The organism is Halobacillus kuroshimensis DSM 18393 (assembly GCF_000425705.1).
Taxonomy (GTDB): domain Bacteria; phylum Bacillota; class Bacilli; order Bacillales; family Halobacillaceae; genus Halobacillus; species Halobacillus kuroshimensis.
In genome coordinates this window covers 194704-210059 of record NZ_AUDY01000011.1, presented here as the reverse complement: position 1 = coordinate 210059, position 15356 = coordinate 194704, and the positions used below count along the sequence as shown (strand labels likewise).

General features: G+C 48.5%; 15 protein-coding genes. 3 read left to right on the top strand and 12 right to left on the bottom strand.

Annotated features, from left to right (window positions below; genetic code table 11):
- Positions 1 to 62 precede the first annotated feature (62 nt).
- Positions 63 to 1046 carry a ring-cleaving dioxygenase gene (locus tag H615_RS0113770; RefSeq protein WP_035532242.1) on the bottom strand — a complete coding sequence of 328 codons (984 nt, stop codon included), beginning with the start codon at positions 1044 to 1046 and terminating at the stop codon, positions 63 to 65.
- A 234-nt stretch (positions 1047 to 1280) separates the two neighbouring features.
- On the opposite strand from H615_RS0113770, the gene H615_RS0113765 reads away from it, so the two are divergent.
- The 3 genes from H615_RS0113765 (at position 1281) to H615_RS21385 (ending at position 5345) form a co-directional block, all read left to right on the top strand.
- Positions 1281 to 2675: an L-cystine transporter gene (locus tag H615_RS0113765; protein ID WP_027955694.1), complete on the top strand. Its 1395-nt coding sequence runs from the start codon at positions 1281 to 1283 to the stop codon at positions 2673 to 2675.
- A 300-nt stretch (positions 2676 to 2975) separates the two neighbouring features.
- Positions 2976 to 4304 (top strand): hypothetical protein, encoded by a 1329-nt coding sequence (locus tag H615_RS0113760; RefSeq protein ID WP_027955693.1) that lies wholly within the window; start codon positions 2976 to 2978, stop codon positions 4302 to 4304.
- A 63-nt stretch (positions 4305 to 4367) separates the two neighbouring features.
- Entirely contained in the window at positions 4368 to 5345 is a 978-nt protein-coding gene (locus tag H615_RS21385) for a class F sortase (RefSeq protein ID WP_051254713.1), read from the top strand.
- Between the two features lie 193 nt (positions 5346 to 5538).
- On the opposite strand, the gene H615_RS0113750 is transcribed toward H615_RS21385, so the two are convergent.
- From H615_RS0113750 to H615_RS0113700, 11 genes are all read right to left on the bottom strand, one after another.
- A complete protein-coding gene (locus tag H615_RS0113750; protein WP_027955692.1) occupies positions 5539 to 7518 on the bottom strand; it encodes a penicillin-binding transpeptidase domain-containing protein in 1980 nt (659 codons plus the stop codon).
- A gap of 420 nt (positions 7519 to 7938) precedes the next feature.
- The gene (locus H615_RS0113745; protein ID WP_027955691.1) at positions 7939 to 8553 is read right to left on the bottom strand and encodes an urease accessory protein UreH domain-containing protein; all 615 of its coding nucleotides are present in this window, start codon (positions 8551 to 8553) and stop codon (positions 7939 to 7941) included.
- A 12-nt stretch (positions 8554 to 8565) separates the two neighbouring features.
- Positions 8566 to 9378 (bottom strand): urease accessory protein UreD, encoded by an 813-nt coding sequence (locus tag H615_RS0113740; protein ID WP_027955690.1) that lies wholly within the window; start codon positions 9376 to 9378, stop codon positions 8566 to 8568.
- Entirely contained in the window at positions 9375 to 9989 is a 615-nt protein-coding gene (ureG, locus tag H615_RS0113735) for an urease accessory protein UreG (RefSeq protein ID WP_027955689.1), read from the bottom strand. The genes H615_RS0113740 and ureG overlap by 4 nt, the downstream gene beginning before the upstream one ends.
- Positions 9990 to 10013: 24 nt before the next feature.
- A complete protein-coding gene (locus H615_RS0113730) occupies positions 10014 to 10685 on the bottom strand; it encodes an urease accessory protein UreF (RefSeq protein ID WP_244877756.1) in 672 nt (223 codons plus the stop codon).
- 4 nt (positions 10686 to 10689) lie between these two features.
- On the bottom strand, positions 10690 to 11139 hold the full coding sequence (gene ureE, locus H615_RS0113725; protein ID WP_027955687.1) for an urease accessory protein UreE: 450 nt from the start codon (positions 11137 to 11139) through the stop codon (positions 10690 to 10692).
- A gap of 9 nt (positions 11140 to 11148) precedes the next feature.
- Positions 11149 to 12858, bottom strand: coding sequence for an urease subunit alpha (ureC, locus tag H615_RS0113720; protein WP_027955686.1), 1710 nt, complete (start codon positions 12856 to 12858; stop codon positions 11149 to 11151).
- Positions 12848 to 13165 carry an urease subunit beta gene (locus H615_RS0113715; RefSeq protein WP_027955685.1) on the bottom strand — a complete coding sequence of 106 codons (318 nt, stop codon included), beginning with the start codon at positions 13163 to 13165 and terminating at the stop codon, positions 12848 to 12850. The genes ureC and H615_RS0113715 overlap by 11 nt, the downstream gene beginning before the upstream one ends.
- A gap of 12 nt (positions 13166 to 13177) precedes the next feature.
- Positions 13178 to 13480: an urease subunit gamma gene (locus H615_RS0113710; protein ID WP_027955684.1), complete on the bottom strand. Its 303-nt coding sequence runs from the start codon at positions 13478 to 13480 to the stop codon at positions 13178 to 13180.
- A 24-nt stretch (positions 13481 to 13504) separates the two neighbouring features.
- Positions 13505 to 13744, bottom strand: a complete 240-nt coding sequence (locus H615_RS0113705) for a hypothetical protein (RefSeq protein ID WP_027955683.1) — start codon at positions 13742 to 13744, stop codon at positions 13505 to 13507.
- A complete protein-coding gene (locus H615_RS0113700; protein WP_027955682.1) occupies positions 13716 to 15272 on the bottom strand; it encodes a sodium:solute symporter family protein in 1557 nt (518 codons plus the stop codon). The genes H615_RS0113705 and H615_RS0113700 overlap by 29 nt, the downstream gene beginning before the upstream one ends.
- Positions 15273 to 15356: the final 84 nt, after the last annotated feature.

Genomic DNA, 15356 nt, shown 5'->3' with positions numbered 1-15356 from the left:
GCCCTCTTCGATTCGTATGCTGAAAAAAAGACCCCGGAAAGCATCTATCCGGGGTTCGTGATTCATTCATATTCTTTTTCAATCGTCTTCGTGCTTCTGACGGTATCAATCGGGCGGACGTAGTTTTCGATCTCCTCACGCTTCGGCAACAGCTTTGGCGGGAGGGACAGCATTTCACCCAGGGTTTCATACGGCTCGTCTCCCATAAAACCGGGCCCGTCGGTCGCAAACTCGAACAAAATCTGCGGTGCTACCTTCGCATAAAGAGACCCGAAATAGTGGCGGTCCACGAAACCGGACGTGCGGAACCCGAACGTTGGGAGATGATCGATCCATTCCTGGAGAGCTTCACGGTCATGGACACGGAAAGCCGCATGGTGGACCGTTCCGAAGCCCTGGCGCGCATCTGGAAGGACAGCGTTGTATTCGACAATCACTGCCGATCCGTTACCACCTTCCCCGACTTCGAATCTCGTAAAGGCTCCTTCTTCTGCTGTTTGACGGAAATGCATCACTTTTTGCAGCACGTCCTTGAAGTAATCCGCCTTATCTACGCGGACATACAAAGGCCCTAATCCAGTAATGGCATACTCGTTCGGTACAGGTCCGTTCTGCCATGGAATACCGTCAGCCACCCCTTCGTCTTTTTCATCCGAAATCAATTCATACGACTGATCATCGAAGTCGACGAACGGCAGAACCTTGTTCCCAAACCGCTCCTTAATCCCCTGGTGCTTCACATCCAGACGGTCAAAGCGTTTGACCCAGTAGTCCAAAGCCTCGTCATTTGGAACACGGAACGACGTCGTGGAAATTTCATTCGTCCCGTGAGCCCCTTTCGGAATACCCGGAAAATCAAAGAATGTCATATCTGTGCCGGGGTTTCCCCGGTCATCTGCAAAGAACAAGTGGTACGTTTCAATATCATCCTGGTTGACGGTCTTTTTGACAAGGCGCATCCCAAGCACATAAGTGAAGAATTCATAGTTTTTTTCCGCACTGCTCGTAATTGCGGTGACATGGTGAATCCCTTTCAGTTCGTTCATGTCCATTCCTCCATCTATATTTATCCATTAAAAATATCTCAGTTTCAAGATAAATATACCGTCTTCATCTAAAAATGTCAACTCCGCTGTTCTTAGCTCATTTGTCCTGCTCATAAAATAAGATATAGAAAGTTATGGAAAAACTATTGACTTTAAGTGGAAAATTGGATATTTTATAATCCTTAGTAATTTTATCAGTTTTATAGGATAAACCATTAAAGGAGGTCTTTTTTTATGGAAACATTGCTTGTTCTTTTGAACATTGTCCTTATTTCAGCTCTTATATTCGTATTAATTCGTATGCAGCAGAAACACGTCTCCTTCAGTAAGCGCGTGTTCACCGGTCTTGGTCTCGGGGTGCTGCTTGGGGTTTATCTGCAGACCGTATTCGGCGCGGACTCTGCCGTCACCTCCCAGACAACAGACTGGTATAACATTGCCGGACGCGGCTACGTGCGGCTGCTGATGATGATTGTCATTCCGTTGATCATGGTTTCGATCATCCAGTCCATCATCAACCTTGAGAAAACATCGGAACTCGGAAGGATTTCGCTCTGGATCATCGGAATATTAGTCGGCACAACAGCCATCGCCGCTCTCGTCGGTATTGGCAGCTCCTTCGTATTCGACCTGAATGCCAGTGAGATTGAAGCCGGCCAGGCCGAGTCGGACCGTGGAATATACTTGGAAGAAACGCTCACAGAAGTCCAGGACTTGTCCACACCGGAAAAAATTCTCGAATTCATCCCGGCCAACCCTTTCCTTGATATGACAGGGGATCGTGCTACATCCACCATTGCCGTGGTCATTTTCTCTGCGATTATCGGTATCGCTGTTCTTGGCGTACGCCGCAAACAGCCGGAGCATGCAGAAACATTCATCAACATCGTCAATGCTTTTTATGCGGTCGTCATGCGGATCGTCACGCTCGTTCTTCGTCTGACACCTATTGGTATTCTCGGTTTGATGGCAACTACAGTCGCCCAGACCAATATCGCCGGCATTTTGGAGCTTGGTAAATTCGTCCTCGCCTCCTATGCCGCCCTTGCTGTCATGTTCATCATCCATCTGGTTCTGATCAGTGTATTTGGTTTGAACCCGTTCACGTACTTGAAAAAAGTGCTGCCGGTTCTCACCTTTGCCTTCACTTCCAGATCCAGTGCCGGAACGATTCCACTGAATATATCAGCCCAGAAAAACAGCCTTGGCGTAGATGAAGGGGTTGCGAACATGTCAGCTTCCTTTGGTGCAACAATCGGCCAGAACGGCTGTGCCGGCATCTATCCAGCGATGCTGGCCGTGATGATTGCCCCGTCTGTCGGAATCGACCCGCTCAGCCCAGGATTCCTCGTGCAGCTTGTGCTGATTGTCGCCATCAGCTCCTTTGGTGTTGCAGGTGTCGGAGGCGGAGCGACCTTTGCTGCCTTGATTGTTCTTTCTTCCATGAACCTGCCTGTCGCACTTGCGGGACTGCTTATTTCCGTAGAGCCCCTGATTGACATGGGCCGGACGGCACTTAATGTCAACGGTTCTATGACATCAGGCACCTTGACTTCACGCGTCCTGAAAAAGCTGAATACCGAACGCTTCAATGATAAGGAAGCCGTTGAAAAAGATATTGCTGTCTAAACAAAAAGGATCTTCCCCATATGGGGAAGATCCTTCTGCTTGCAGATGAATGGTCTGCAGGCTTTTTTTATTCCTTCAGAAGCTCTCCCTGCCATGTACCACGGAAAACTATAACGAAGCCCTATATTCAACGTTCATTATCCTCTAAAGGAATTTCTATTCCCTTGAAAATCTCGATTTCTCACTCCCTCTACACTGAGCTTCATCCATACTGTTTTTATTTTTTTAATGAAATTGTGATCCAATTTCATCACCGCTTCGTTAGCTGTGTAAGAAAATAAAAAAGAAGGAGAGTGTACCATGAAACAAATGAAAAGAATCCTGATCACATTAATGGCTTTGATGCTCCTTGTCCCATCCGTCGCCATGGCCGATCACCACAAATCAGCACAGACGGAGGCGGCCGATCTAAGATCGACGCTTGATCAATTATTGTCCGAGCACTTTGTCCTTGCTACAACGTTTATGATGAAATCGTATGAAGACGCACCAGATGCTGATGAAGTATGGAACAAACTTGATCAGAACGCACAGGATATGACCCCGGCGATCGCTTCTATTTACGGAGATGAAGCAGCTGCGCAGTTTGAAGAAATTTTCCGCGGACATAACGATTATTCCGATGGATTTGTAGAAGCAGCGAAAAATGATGATCCAGAAGCCCGTAAGATGGCAGAAGAGGAAGTTGAAGAATTCACGGAAGAATTCAGTACGTTCCTTGCATCTGTAACCGAAGGAAATCTTTCCAAAGACACAGCCAAAGAAGTCCTGAAAGCGCACGAACAAGATGTTCTGAACGTTTTTGACCACTATGTAAACGAAGAGTATCAGAAATCCTATACGGCTTTCCGTGAAGGTTTCAACCGTATGTTCGACATTAGTAAGGCCCTTTCTTCTGCCATTGTAACGCAGATGCCGGATTCCTTTAATGGAACAAAAGCGGATACACCAGCAGCAGATCTGCGTTCCAACATGAATGCTCTTGCTTCTGAACACTTCGCTTTAGCCGTTCTTGAAATGCAGAAAGGCTTTGACCAGGCGGAAGACTACGATTTCGTAACTTGGGCTGAGAACCAGCACACCGCTGATTTCAAAGCTGCTATCGGATCTATTTATGGTGAAGAGGGTGCTGCCCAGTTTGAAAAAGTATGGCAGCAGGATCATATCAACGCCCAGTCTGATGTGATTACAGCAGCTCTTGAAGAAGATGAAGAAGCAAGGAAAATGGCTGAACAAAGCCTGATGGCCTTCTCTGAGGACTTCGGTGCCTTCCTTGGTACAGCTACTGAAGGAAACCTTCCACAGGAGGATGCTGTTGAAGCGGTCTGGACTCACGAGGAAGATGTCCTTCAGACCTTCGATCACTACGTGAATGAAGACTATACAGCCACTTACGACTCTTTCCGTGAAGGATATGCCTTCATGTTCGGAATTGGCGAAACATTGAGCAGTGCTGTCGTGACACAAATGCCGGATCAATTCGGTGGAGAAGTTATGCCGGAAGAAATGCCTAAGACAGGCTTTGGTGGAGCGAGCGATCAAGGAATGAACACATGGATGTGGATCGCCTTCGGAGTTATCGCTGCAGCTTCTGCCGGTTTCATTTCCATCCGCAAAGCCAAGCAGTAATGCTTACCATGGAAGAAGAGCCTCTGCTCTTCTTCCTTCCTTATGATAGAGAGGTGACAGTCCATGAAGCTCGATTGGAAAATGTACTTCACAATACTAGGCCTGACAGCGCTCGTTATGGTCGCCTATGAATTCAATGCGTTCACTTTCTGGAAGGACGATTCGGAGGTTGTCCGAATTGAAAATGCTACACAGGCGTCCTATCAAGAGACGGATGTGCCGGAGGATCAAAAAGAAGAGATTTTGGACGGCGAATTTACAGTGATTAATAAAAACGGAAATATGCGGTCCGCTGACGTTGTGAAAAACCAAAAGCAGGAAGAAACAGGGATCACCCCTGCCACCATCTCCATCCCTGCCATTGATGTAGAAGCCGCTGTAGAATCGGTCGGGATTCTGGATAATGGACAGATGGGTGTACCGGAGGACCCGCAGAAAGCCGGATGGTTTGAACCGGGGACGGAGCCCGGCAGTACAGGGAACTCTGTTATCGCAGGCCACGTGGACAGCCGGACAGGTCCTGCTGTTTTTTATGATTTGGATCAACTTGAAAAAGGAGACGAGATTACCGTCTCCGATGAAAACGGGGAAGAAAAGACCTATGTAGTCGAAAAACTCGAAAGTTATCCGATGGATGATTCCCCCATTGAAACGATTTTCGGATCTTCCGATGAAAAACGTCTCAACCTTATCACCTGTACAGGTGAATTTCTCAGCAGTATCGGAGGTCACGCGGACCGTCTCGTCGTGTATTCAAAACTGAAGGAACCGACGCAGAATCAGGAGGATATTCAGCCCCCTTCCAACGTGCAGATCCAGGGGACGATGATTACCTGGCATGCCGTACGTGAGGATTATGTGGCAGGATACCGCGTCTACCGCAGCCAGGACGGGGAAACATTCGAAAAGGTCGCCAGCATCTCCAAGCATGAACGGAAATCCTATACGGATTCCGAAGCATCCGATTACTCCTATTATGTAACGACAGTCAATGAAGAAGGTACAGAATCTATGCCTTCCGATCCAACAGGAACAAAATAAACCACGTCTGCCGGTCAGACGTGGTTTTCCGCTTGTTATAGGAAGGGACGATCTTCTGTTCAGCAGAAGATCGTCCCTTTTTTTCAACCCATCGTTAAGTCAGGGGGCGTAAAGTGTCCGATGGTGACGCCTGCGGCAGCCACCGATAAGCGGAACGGGATTCTACACACCATTTCTGCCGGAAGTGTATTTTCTATTTCAAATTCCCGAAGACATTTTTCACTTTAGGCACCACATCGTGACTGCCTTCTTCTGTATCTTCCATCATCATCGCCACAAGCAGACCCTGATCCTCGGTATCCCAGGCCACAAACCATCCATTCACAGGTCCCTCTTCATCCTGGGATTTCTTTAATTCCGCTGACCCTGTTTTCCCTGCGAGGGAGATTCCTTCCACAACCGGCTCATAGGCGGTCCCGTTTTCATTCTGGACGACCGCTGTCAAATCATCACGGATCAAAGCAGCCGTTTCCGCGCTGACGACGTCTTCTTTCCAGGCCTGAGGTTCTTCCTCATTCAGCAGAAGCTGCGGTTTGATCAGTGTCCCATCAGTAATGAACGGCGTGTAGGCAGCAGCCAGGTGGACAGCGCTCATCTGCACCTGCCCCTGCCCATAGGCGGTCGCCGCAAGCAGAGATTCACTTTCAAATGTATCTTCGTTCATCAACTGGGAAGCTTCTATCGGATAGGAAAACGGCAGATCCTCACCAAAACCAAATCCTGCTGCATCCTCCAGGAAAGAATCTCCGCCGATATCCACGATCTGGCGGGCGAAGTAAATGTTATCCGACCGCACGAGTGCATCGCGGAGATTCACCTGACTGTCCGCTGCTGCCCCGGGTACACGGGTAACAGAATAGCCGGCATCTGCCTCATACGTTTCCCCGGATATCGCCAGCTCCTCTTCCGGGTTGATCGTTCCTGTTTCCAATCCAACTGCTGCAGTGATCGGTTTAAACGTCGACCCCGGCGAATACGTTCTTGAAAACTTGTTCAAGGTCACTTCTTCCCCTCCAAGACCTAAAGAAAGGGCTGTCGGGTTGTAGGAAGGAGTACTGACAAGGGCCTCCACACTTCCGGTCTCAGGATGAATCGCAGCCGCAGTTCCGGATTCGTCTTTCAATTGTTCATATACTTCCGTCTGGACATCCGATGAAATGGTCAGCGTGACGTCTTCCCCGTCCTTCGCTTCTTGTTCTGCGAGCACTTCTTTCGTTTCATTTTCCTCATCGGCAATATACACACGCCAGCCCGGTTCGCCCCGAAGCTGGTCCTCCATGACAAGCTCTAACCCAGATTTCCCAATGTTATCGTTCGTACTGTAGCCTTCTCCTTCGCGCTCTTCCAGCTCTTCAGCCGTGATACTCCCCATATAGCCGGTCAAATGCGCGGCCGCTTCCCCTAAAGGATAAACACGTGCTTCTTTCCCATCGTTGATCATGTAGCCAGCTGGCAGATCTTCAAGGGCCGTCAGCCTCTCCTCATCATCTTCCGGAATCATCGCAAGCGGCACGAACACATCATCCTTCACCCAGGACTGCTCCAGTTTCTGATCGATTTGTTCAACCGTAAGCTTGAGAATATCTGCAAGTCCTTCCTTCAAGGCTTCTTCCTCTTCCATCTTCCCTGGTACAATACCAACTTCCTTCACCGGACCTTTGACAGCCAGCCCCTGCCCGTCGCGGTCGAAAATCTCTCCGCGTTCGGAATCCAGCCGGGTGACTCTCACTGTATCGCCTTCCACCATCTGAGGGAAAATAAGATCCGGCATCCATTCCACCGCCCAGCGACCTTCCTCCTCATTTTCCTCATAGACAAGTCCCGCCTGATGACTGAATTCAATCGCACCGGCTCTTGAATCTACAGAAGCCGTATATTCATAGGCAGGTGGATCCTCTTGATCATAGCTTTCTTCCTCTTCGGGAAGATCGTATGTAATCGATATCTCCTCCGCGCCGATCCCTTCATAAATATCTTCATACCGGCTGACAAAATCCTCTTTCGTGATGGATTCTTTCGAAGATTCACTTAAATAGCTGTACATCGTTTCATACTCTTTCTTTTCCCATGCGTCCATGTACGCGGAAAACGTGTCCCGCGGCTCCGGCTGACTGCTGCAGGCAGAAAGCGCGGCCGTGGTCAGGAGGACGAGCAGGATCATCCATTTTTTCATCAAATCTCCCCTTATTTTTCTGTAATCAGACAAATTTTTCTAATTTCTATTATACCAGAGACAAGCCTGGGAAAAAGAAAAACGCCCGGCTTATACCGGGCGTTACACTGCCGAAAACGTATTCGGCGTCTATTGTGATTTCTGCATCTTATCGGTGGATGCTTGCCGCAGGCGTAACCACTAATAAGATCATCAAAGCCTCACCGAATGATGATTTTAAAAAGGAGATGATCTGTTTTTCAAAGCCCACCTTGGCTCATGGGAGCGAATCCCCAAACTTTTTCATTCAGTTACAGTCAGAAAATAGTTGGCAGGTTTTCATAGATTTGCAGCGATGGTCCTTCGCAAACGTTCATCGGCTCAAATGAACATTCCATTTCGTAAAGAAAGGAAATGGACGTTTGAACCTTATGTACAACCTTATCCAAGATAGATGCTTGATAAATAATAAACGCCATACACAGCACTGATAACTCCAGCAGCCTGTGTCAATCCTTTATTCATCGTCCACTTTTTAGTCGTAAGTACAAAAGGAAGACCAATCACAGTCGTAAACAAAAGCATTCCGATAATTGTGCCTGCTCCAAAAATAAAAATGAATGCGGCTCCCTCAGCTGCGCTTTCCACAGAGCTCAGCGTTAATAGTACAAGGGCGGCACTTCCCGCCAGTCCATGGACGATCCCCATAAAAACAGATGTCTTATAACTGCGCCCTTCTTGCTTTAAAGAAGACTTTTTATAAGAAAGAAACGTCGTTGCTCCTACTATAATCAACATCACTCCAACAAGAGCTTCGAGCGACTGTGCCCACGTTTCAGGAATCTGCTCCTGCATGAGAATGACCGCCATCCCAAATATAAACATGGTCAAGGTATGCCCGATTCCCCAATAGATCCCGGTCATCGCCGATTGAATCACCTTTCTGCTTTTTGCCGCTGATGTAGATACCGCAATCACATGATCCGGTTCGAGCGCGTGCTTAATCCCAAGCGCCAGTCCCAGTCCTAAAACGGCTAACAAACTCATATCCTCCATTGTTGATCCTCCTTAATACTTCCGCCAGATAACTTCTTTTTTCTGTAATAACGTTTCTCGATAAAAGGTGTGAACAACCGCTGTCACCGACTCAAGCTGTTGGGTGTTATCTCCCAGCATCCGCATAACGACGCCTCCCTTATCCATCGAAGAAAGACCGAAACGGACACCAGGGAACTGCTGTTCAAGGTGGTCAGAAAGCTTTTCGACAAAATCCACTCCTGCCTCCGGATGAAAAAGAACCACCGATCCAACATGTGAATGCCCCTCAAGTTCCAGTACCCCTTCCACTCCTTTTCCAGGATCAAGCAGCAAGTGATCATATAGAACAAGACTGCCTCCGGAGGTCACCTTCAATTTGTTCCGGTACCAGTCATACCGGAATGGCTCTCCATCACGGGACCACCCTGGTGTTACAATATCGTTGTAGAAAAAAGAGGACGTTTCATCGATGTCCACGATCGTCACTTGATTGAATCGCGCTCCTTCATACATGATCAGAGGATCCATACAATAATCGAGGGAACTGCCGGCAGCGAGATAAATCCTTGTCACCTGCTCCACCGGCTTTGATATCGTTTTGTACACTTTGGATGCAGCCTGGCTCGTTACACTCAATTCCGCTCCTTCTTCCAGTGTCACTTCATTCACATAGGAATCCCCATCCACATAGCCTCCGCCAATATGAATCATATAAACGGACAACGTTTCCTCATCCAGGTAAACGGGACGGGTGAATTTGAAAGCCCCCTCATAAAAACCAGACAGGATCGTCCGGTTACGGCGTTTTTCTCCTTTCAGGTGAAGGACGCCGGTGTGTGTCATGCCTGCAGCCCTTTAAGAAAGGCATGGTCATGAATCCATTCAATGACCTCCGAAAGACCCTCTTTCGTTTTTAAGTTGGTAAACACGAAGGGCTTCTGTCCACGCGCTGTAATCGTATCCTGTTTCATCACATCAAGGTCCGCTCCGACATGTGGAGCAAGGTCGGTTTTATTAATGACGAACAGATCGGATTTAATCATCCCCTGACCGCTCTTTCTGGGAATCTTCTCCCCTTGAGCCACGTCAATGATATAGATAGAGAAGTCCACCAGTTCCGGACTGAACGTCGCAGCCAGATTATCCCCTCCGCTCTCGACGAAAATTAAATCCAGATCATGATGACGCTCCTTCAGCTCATCAATAGCCGCAAAGTTCATCGAAGCATCCTCACGTATCGCCGTATGAGGACAACCTCCAGTTTCCACTCCAATGACGCGGTCACCAGGAAGCACTCCATTCTTAAGTAAAAACTGCGCATCCTCTTTTGTATAAATATCGTTCGTGATGACAGCCATATTCAATTCATCCTTCAGCTCCCGTGTGAGCCGTTCGACAAGCATCGTTTTTCCCGCCCCGACAGGGCCTCCCACTCCAATACAAATCGGTTCCATCATTCCATTCCTCCCAATCTTTTTTTAAGACATAAACAACCGTACGTGCAGGCGCTCGTGCATCATCTGGGCGATTTCCAGCCCCGGACTTCCCGCTCCCAGATCCTCGATCGAAGCTTCCTTGATACGCCGGACTGTTTTTTGTATATGGGGCTGCAGAGCGACGAGAATTTTCTGCCCATCCGTCTGTCCGATAGGTATCCCTCGCACAGCGTTCTGCACCATTGAGCTCAATGAGGTGAATAAAAATGTTTCCAACGCCGCGGACCCGGATACCTCCATCGCCCCGTAAACGACAGCGAACACTAGGGCCGGGTGGCCGTAACCCTCTTTTTCCATCAGCCACTTATGATACTGCTCCAATGGATGAGAAGGGTACAAATCCAGACACAACTTTGCCAGCCGCTTCCCCACCCGCTGATTCCCCTCCCGTGTTTCTCTTGCTGGTGTAGACGCATAAAGAAGATGATCCAGTTCGAGGATGAGATCCACTCCATCATTTTTAACTTCCTGATAAGCCAGCCAGAAGGCCAGGCCGTCATTGTATGCCAGCTGCCGGTCCAAAAATGCGGTCAGGGCCTCTTTGAAGCTCTCTGCATCTGTGATGACATCCTGCTGAATATACGTTTCAAACCCAAACGAATGCGAGAACGCCCCGGATGGAAATTGAGAATCGCTGAGCTGCAGCAGTGGCATCCAATTAATCATCATGGCTGTGGCCGATATACCGGAAGGGCTCAGGCACCTTCCGTTCTTCCCTGGAGTAGTCCAGGCCTTCATTCTCCAACAGTTCTTCAATGAGGTAGTCATACTGAACAAGCATTTCTTCCCCTTCAAACTGCGCAGGCACGTGCCGGTTGCCGAGCTGATGAGCAATGTCTCCCATTTCGCGGATGTTTTTCGGACGTATGACAAGCACATCATCCTTATGAACGCTTACGACAATCATGTTCTTCTCATCGATATGTAAGATGTCCCCGTCCGAAAGCTCTTTGTTTTTTCCGAGCCGGATACCGATTTCACGGCCGTGATCCGTCGTCACTCGCTGGACTCGTTTGAGAAGCTGTTCACTCTCCAGCTTTACGTATTCGACGTGCGGAGCCCGATTATTCGTTTCTGAAATATTACCTGCTACCTTTTCAATAATCATCCAATCACCTCAAAATAAGAAATACCGCTGTCCCATAGCTACCGTCTCTGCCGGTTCGCAGTGGATGATTTTTCCATCCACTTTAACAACATAGGTCTGCGGGTCTACTTCAATAGACGGCGTTTCGCCGTTATGAATCATCGATTTTTTCGTTAAGTTCCGGACTCCTAAAATCGGCCGGACGATTTTTTCCAACCCGAGTGTTCGATGGACACCTTTTTGATAGGCGGATTGAGATACGAATGTCATAGCTGTAGAGGCTTTCGCTTTCCCGAGGGAACCGAACATCTCCCTGTACAGCACCGGCTGTGGTGTCGGTATGCTTGCATTCGGATCGCCCATTAAACTATGAGCAATCAAGCCGCCCTTTAAAATCAGCTCAGGCTTCACCCCAAAAAATGCCGGATCCCAGAGCACTAAATCAGCAAACTTGCCTTCCTCTACAGAGCCGACATAGTCGGATATGCCATGCGTTATCGCCGGGTTTATCGTATATTTCGCTACGTAGCGCTTCGCCCGGAAGTTGTCACTGTGCTCATGGTCTCCCTCTAAAGGCCCCCGCTGCTTTTTCATTTTATCGGCCGTCTGCCACGTCCTGATAATTACTTCTCCGACCCTCCCCATAGCCTGGGAATCAGAGGAAATCATGCTGAACACTCCAAGGTCATGCATAATATCCTCAGCGGCAATCGTTTCTTTACGAATCCGCGAGTCCGCAAAAGCGATATCCTCCGGAACACTTGGATCCAGATGGTGACAAACCATCAGCATATCCAGATGCTCTTCCAGCGTGTTCACGGTGTAGGGACGGGTCGGGTTCGTGGAGGATGGAAGAATATTCGAATATCCGGCCGCCTCAATAATGTCAGGCGCATGACCACCGCCGGCCCCCTCTGTATGATAGGTATGAATGACCCGTCCCCCGATAGCTTCGAGCGTATGTTCTACGAATCCACCTTCGTTCAGCGTATCTGTATGAATGGCCACTTGAACGTCAAATTGATCAGCGACCTGCAGGCATGTATCAATCGTCGCCGCTGTCGTTCCCCAGTCTTCGTGAAGCTTCAGCCCTACGGCTCCAGCTTCAACCTGCTCCTGAATGGCTTCTGCACTTGTGGTATTTCCTTTTCCTAAGAATCCGAGATTCATCGGAAACTCTTCTGCTGCCTCCAGCATCCTCTCAATATTCCACGACCCAGGGGTGCACGTGGTTGCCTTTGTACCCGTGGCCGGGCCGGTCCCCCCTCCAATCATGGTTGTTACACCGGAAGATAAAGCCGTTTCAATCTGCTGAGGGGAAATGAAATGAACATGGGCATCAATCCCACCTGCCGTTACAATCATTCCTTCAGCGGCAATGACCTCTGTAGAGGCCCCGATCACGATATCCACGCCATCCATCAACAGTGGGTTTCCTGCTTTTCCAATCGTTTGAATCCACCCATCCTTGATCCCGATATCAGCTTTGATAATTCCGGAGTGATCCAGTATGACCGCATTGGTAATGACAAGGTCAACTGCTTCATTCCTTAATGCAAGAGGGTGCTGGCCCATCCCGTCACGGATGACCTTGCCTCCTCCGAATTTCACTTCATCTCCATACCTCGTATAGTCTTTTTCCACTTCAATAAAAAGGTCCGTATCAGCCAGCCGGACCGCATCCCCTTTTGTCGGTCCAAACATATCGGCATACTGGCGCCGCGGCATCTCAAAGCTCATCATCCAGCCTCCCATTGACAAGTTGATTCAATCCATACACTTTTCTCTCCCCGGAAAAAGCAACGAGAGGAACTGTTTTTTCATCTCCCGGCTCAAACCGGACAGCTGTCCCGGCCGGAATATTCAAATGACGCCCCCTGGCTTCTTCACGATCAAATTGCAGAAACGGGTTCACTTCAAAAAAGTGAAAGTGGGAGCCGATCTGGACCGGCCGGTCGCCTCTATTTAATACGGTGACTTCCACTACTTCCTTCCCTTCATTACAGCGGATCGTTTCCGACCTCAGGATAAACTCACCTGGTTTCACTTCATCTCCTCCTCATCGAATCGGCTCGTGAACGGTGACCAGCTTGACCCCGTCGGGAAACGTTGCTTCCACCTGGATATCGGGAATCATTTCAGGAACCCCTTCCATCACATCCTCCCGGGTCAATACAGCGGCACCATACTGCATCAAATCCGCCACCGTCCTTCCATCTCTCGCACCTTCCACCACTTCATAAGTAATAATCGATACCGCTTCAGGGTAATTCAGCTTCAAACCGCGCTCCTGTCTTCTTCGTGCCAGATCAGCAGCAAGCACGATCATCAACTTCTCTCTTTCCCGCGACGTCAGTTTCATAGTTTCCTCCCCAATCTCTTTGTCCTACCCAGCTTTCCGGTCCCTGACAAGTTCAATGACAGGCCTCAGCGTAATCATCAGTCCTGCGATGATCAGCCATCCAAAGGACAAGTACGTCCATCCTTTAAAAAAATCAAGGCTGTACTGATAACCCGTTAAAAACATAATGCCTGGAAAAATAATGATGAACACGGCCGTTAAGGATAAAGCCCATCTTGTACAAATAACGGCATCTTTACTCAGCTGACGCTCGTTTTCGCTCATAAGAATCCTCCTCTATGGGATCTGCTTCTTCATCGAAGCTGTGGAACTTATCTTTCAATGAGTCAAAATCAAACGATTGATTCGCATAAAGAGCATGACCAATGGATATGGCTCCACTCACTAAGAAAACTGTGATATTACCGAAGAACATCGGCTCCAGTTCCCCAAGCGACTGCACGGTGATTTCACCATAGATAGTGGAGGCGGAAACCAGCCATGCTGTAACACCAAGCACAAGCCCGGAGGACGCGCCGTAAAAAGTCCCGGCATTGGTCGCCTTTTTCCAAAGCAGACCGAGGGTAACCGGGATGACAGCACCGCTGACGAAAATCCCCATTGCCATATATACAAAGCTTAGACTGATACCAACCTTAAACAACAGAATCGAAAGGACGCCCATCATCAATCCGAATCCAAGGGTAACCTTTCTGGACATCGCTAATAACTGGTCACTCGAAGCACCCGGACGGATTGACGTCCGGTAAATATCCGTGACAATGATATTCGTAATAGCTGTCAGCTCGGCGGCTCCTGTAGACATAACCGCCATAAACAGCATGGCTAAAAATAAAATCGAACCGATACCACCCAGAAGGTAGGCCGCCATTTCCGGAGCCGCTGCATCCGGTGTCGATACCGCCACCCCAAGGCCGGCCGCACTGACACCAAGAAAAGTCGCAATCGCAAATGGAATGGAAAACCAGGCAAGCCCTCCGTATATGTAAGCTTTGGAAGCGGCACTATCCTTACTCGCAATTGCTCGCTGCCAGTACGCCTGATCTACAAAGACCGCTCCAAAATTACCGATAATATTAACCATTCCGAACAAAAGACCCGGTATGGAAGCCATCGTCAGCATCGAGGCGGAAGAAGGCATGCTCTGCAATCCTTCATAAATCGGATCAATACCGAACTTCACATAGATGGCGGCAGCGAAGACAGCCAGGATGGCAAAAATCATAACAGTGTTGAAATAATCAGCGATGAAGGAAGCTTTCAATCCACCAATCATGGTGTAAATCGTGAATGTGAGAGGAATGAGGAAGGCGGCGGCATAAATATTCATGCCTGTCAGCGAGTTCAAGGCAATGGCTCCACCAAGGACTACCATCGCTGTCACAAGAATGTTGGTCATCAACGCAAAACCCATAATTAAACGGTGGTTCTTCTTATCAAAGCGCTGAGCAATGAATTCAAGAAACGTATGGGCTTTGGGGGCACGCTTTTTCAAGTTGATGGCTACTATCGCAAAAAGAAGCACTTGGATACAGGCACCAGCAGCATACCAATACGGTCCGCTGATGCCGTACTGAAATCCTGTAGCCGAGGACATCATTAACGTAGCCGCCCACGTCCAGGCAGCAATGATGGACGCACTTGCCAGACCGACACCAATGCTTCTGCCAGCGGTACTAAACTGTTCAGCGGTCATTTTCTGTTTTTTTCTGCGCTGCATCACAACCGTAACGACAGTGAAAAACAATCCAAACACAAGCAACAACAAATAACCAGCGTAAGTGGGAAGCATAATTTTCCTCCAATATTCTTAATATGCAGAATAATACAACAAATACTAACATACAATCAACACCCTATGTCAGAAAAACTAACA

Bases quoted from the DNA above. Each gene is read 5' to 3' on its own strand.
- H615_RS0113770 (WP_035532242.1), bottom strand. From the start codon at position 1,046: ATGAACGAACTGAAAGGGATTCACCATGTCACCGCAATTACGAGCAGT.
- H615_RS0113765 (WP_027955694.1), top strand. From the start codon at position 1,281: ATGGAAACATTGCTTGTTCTTTTGAACATTGTCCTTATTTCAGCTCTT.
- H615_RS0113760 (WP_027955693.1), top strand. From the start codon at position 2,976: ATGAAACAAATGAAAAGAATCCTGATCACATTAATGGCTTTGATGCTC.
- H615_RS21385 (WP_051254713.1), top strand. From the start codon at position 4,368: ATGAAGCTCGATTGGAAAATGTACTTCACAATACTAGGCCTGACAGCG.
- H615_RS0113750 (WP_027955692.1), bottom strand. From the start codon at position 7,518: ATGAAAAAATGGATGATCCTGCTCGTCCTCCTGACCACGGCCGCGCTT.
- H615_RS0113745 (WP_027955691.1), bottom strand. From the start codon at position 8,553: ATGGAGGATATGAGTTTGTTAGCCGTTTTAGGACTGGGACTGGCGCTT.
- H615_RS0113740 (WP_027955690.1), bottom strand. From the start codon at position 9,378: ATGACACACACCGGCGTCCTTCACCTGAAAGGAGAAAAACGCCGTAAC.
- ureG (WP_027955689.1), bottom strand. From the start codon at position 9,989: ATGGAACCGATTTGTATTGGAGTGGGAGGCCCTGTCGGGGCGGGAAAA.
- H615_RS0113730 (WP_244877756.1), bottom strand. From the start codon at position 10,685: ATGCCACTGCTGCAGCTCAGCGATTCTCAATTTCCATCCGGGGCGTTC.
- ureE (WP_027955687.1), bottom strand. From the start codon at position 11,139: ATGATTATTGAAAAGGTAGCAGGTAATATTTCAGAAACGAATAATCGG.
- ureC (WP_027955686.1), bottom strand. From the start codon at position 12,858: ATGAGCTTTGAGATGCCGCGGCGCCAGTATGCCGATATGTTTGGACCG.
- H615_RS0113710 (WP_027955684.1), bottom strand. From the start codon at position 13,480: ATGAAACTGACGTCGCGGGAAAGAGAGAAGTTGATGATCGTGCTTGCT.
- H615_RS0113705 (WP_027955683.1), bottom strand. From the start codon at position 13,744: ATGAGCGAAAACGAGCGTCAGCTGAGTAAAGATGCCGTTATTTGTACA.
- H615_RS0113700 (WP_027955682.1), bottom strand. From the start codon at position 15,272: ATGCTTCCCACTTACGCTGGTTATTTGTTGTTGCTTGTGTTTGGATTG.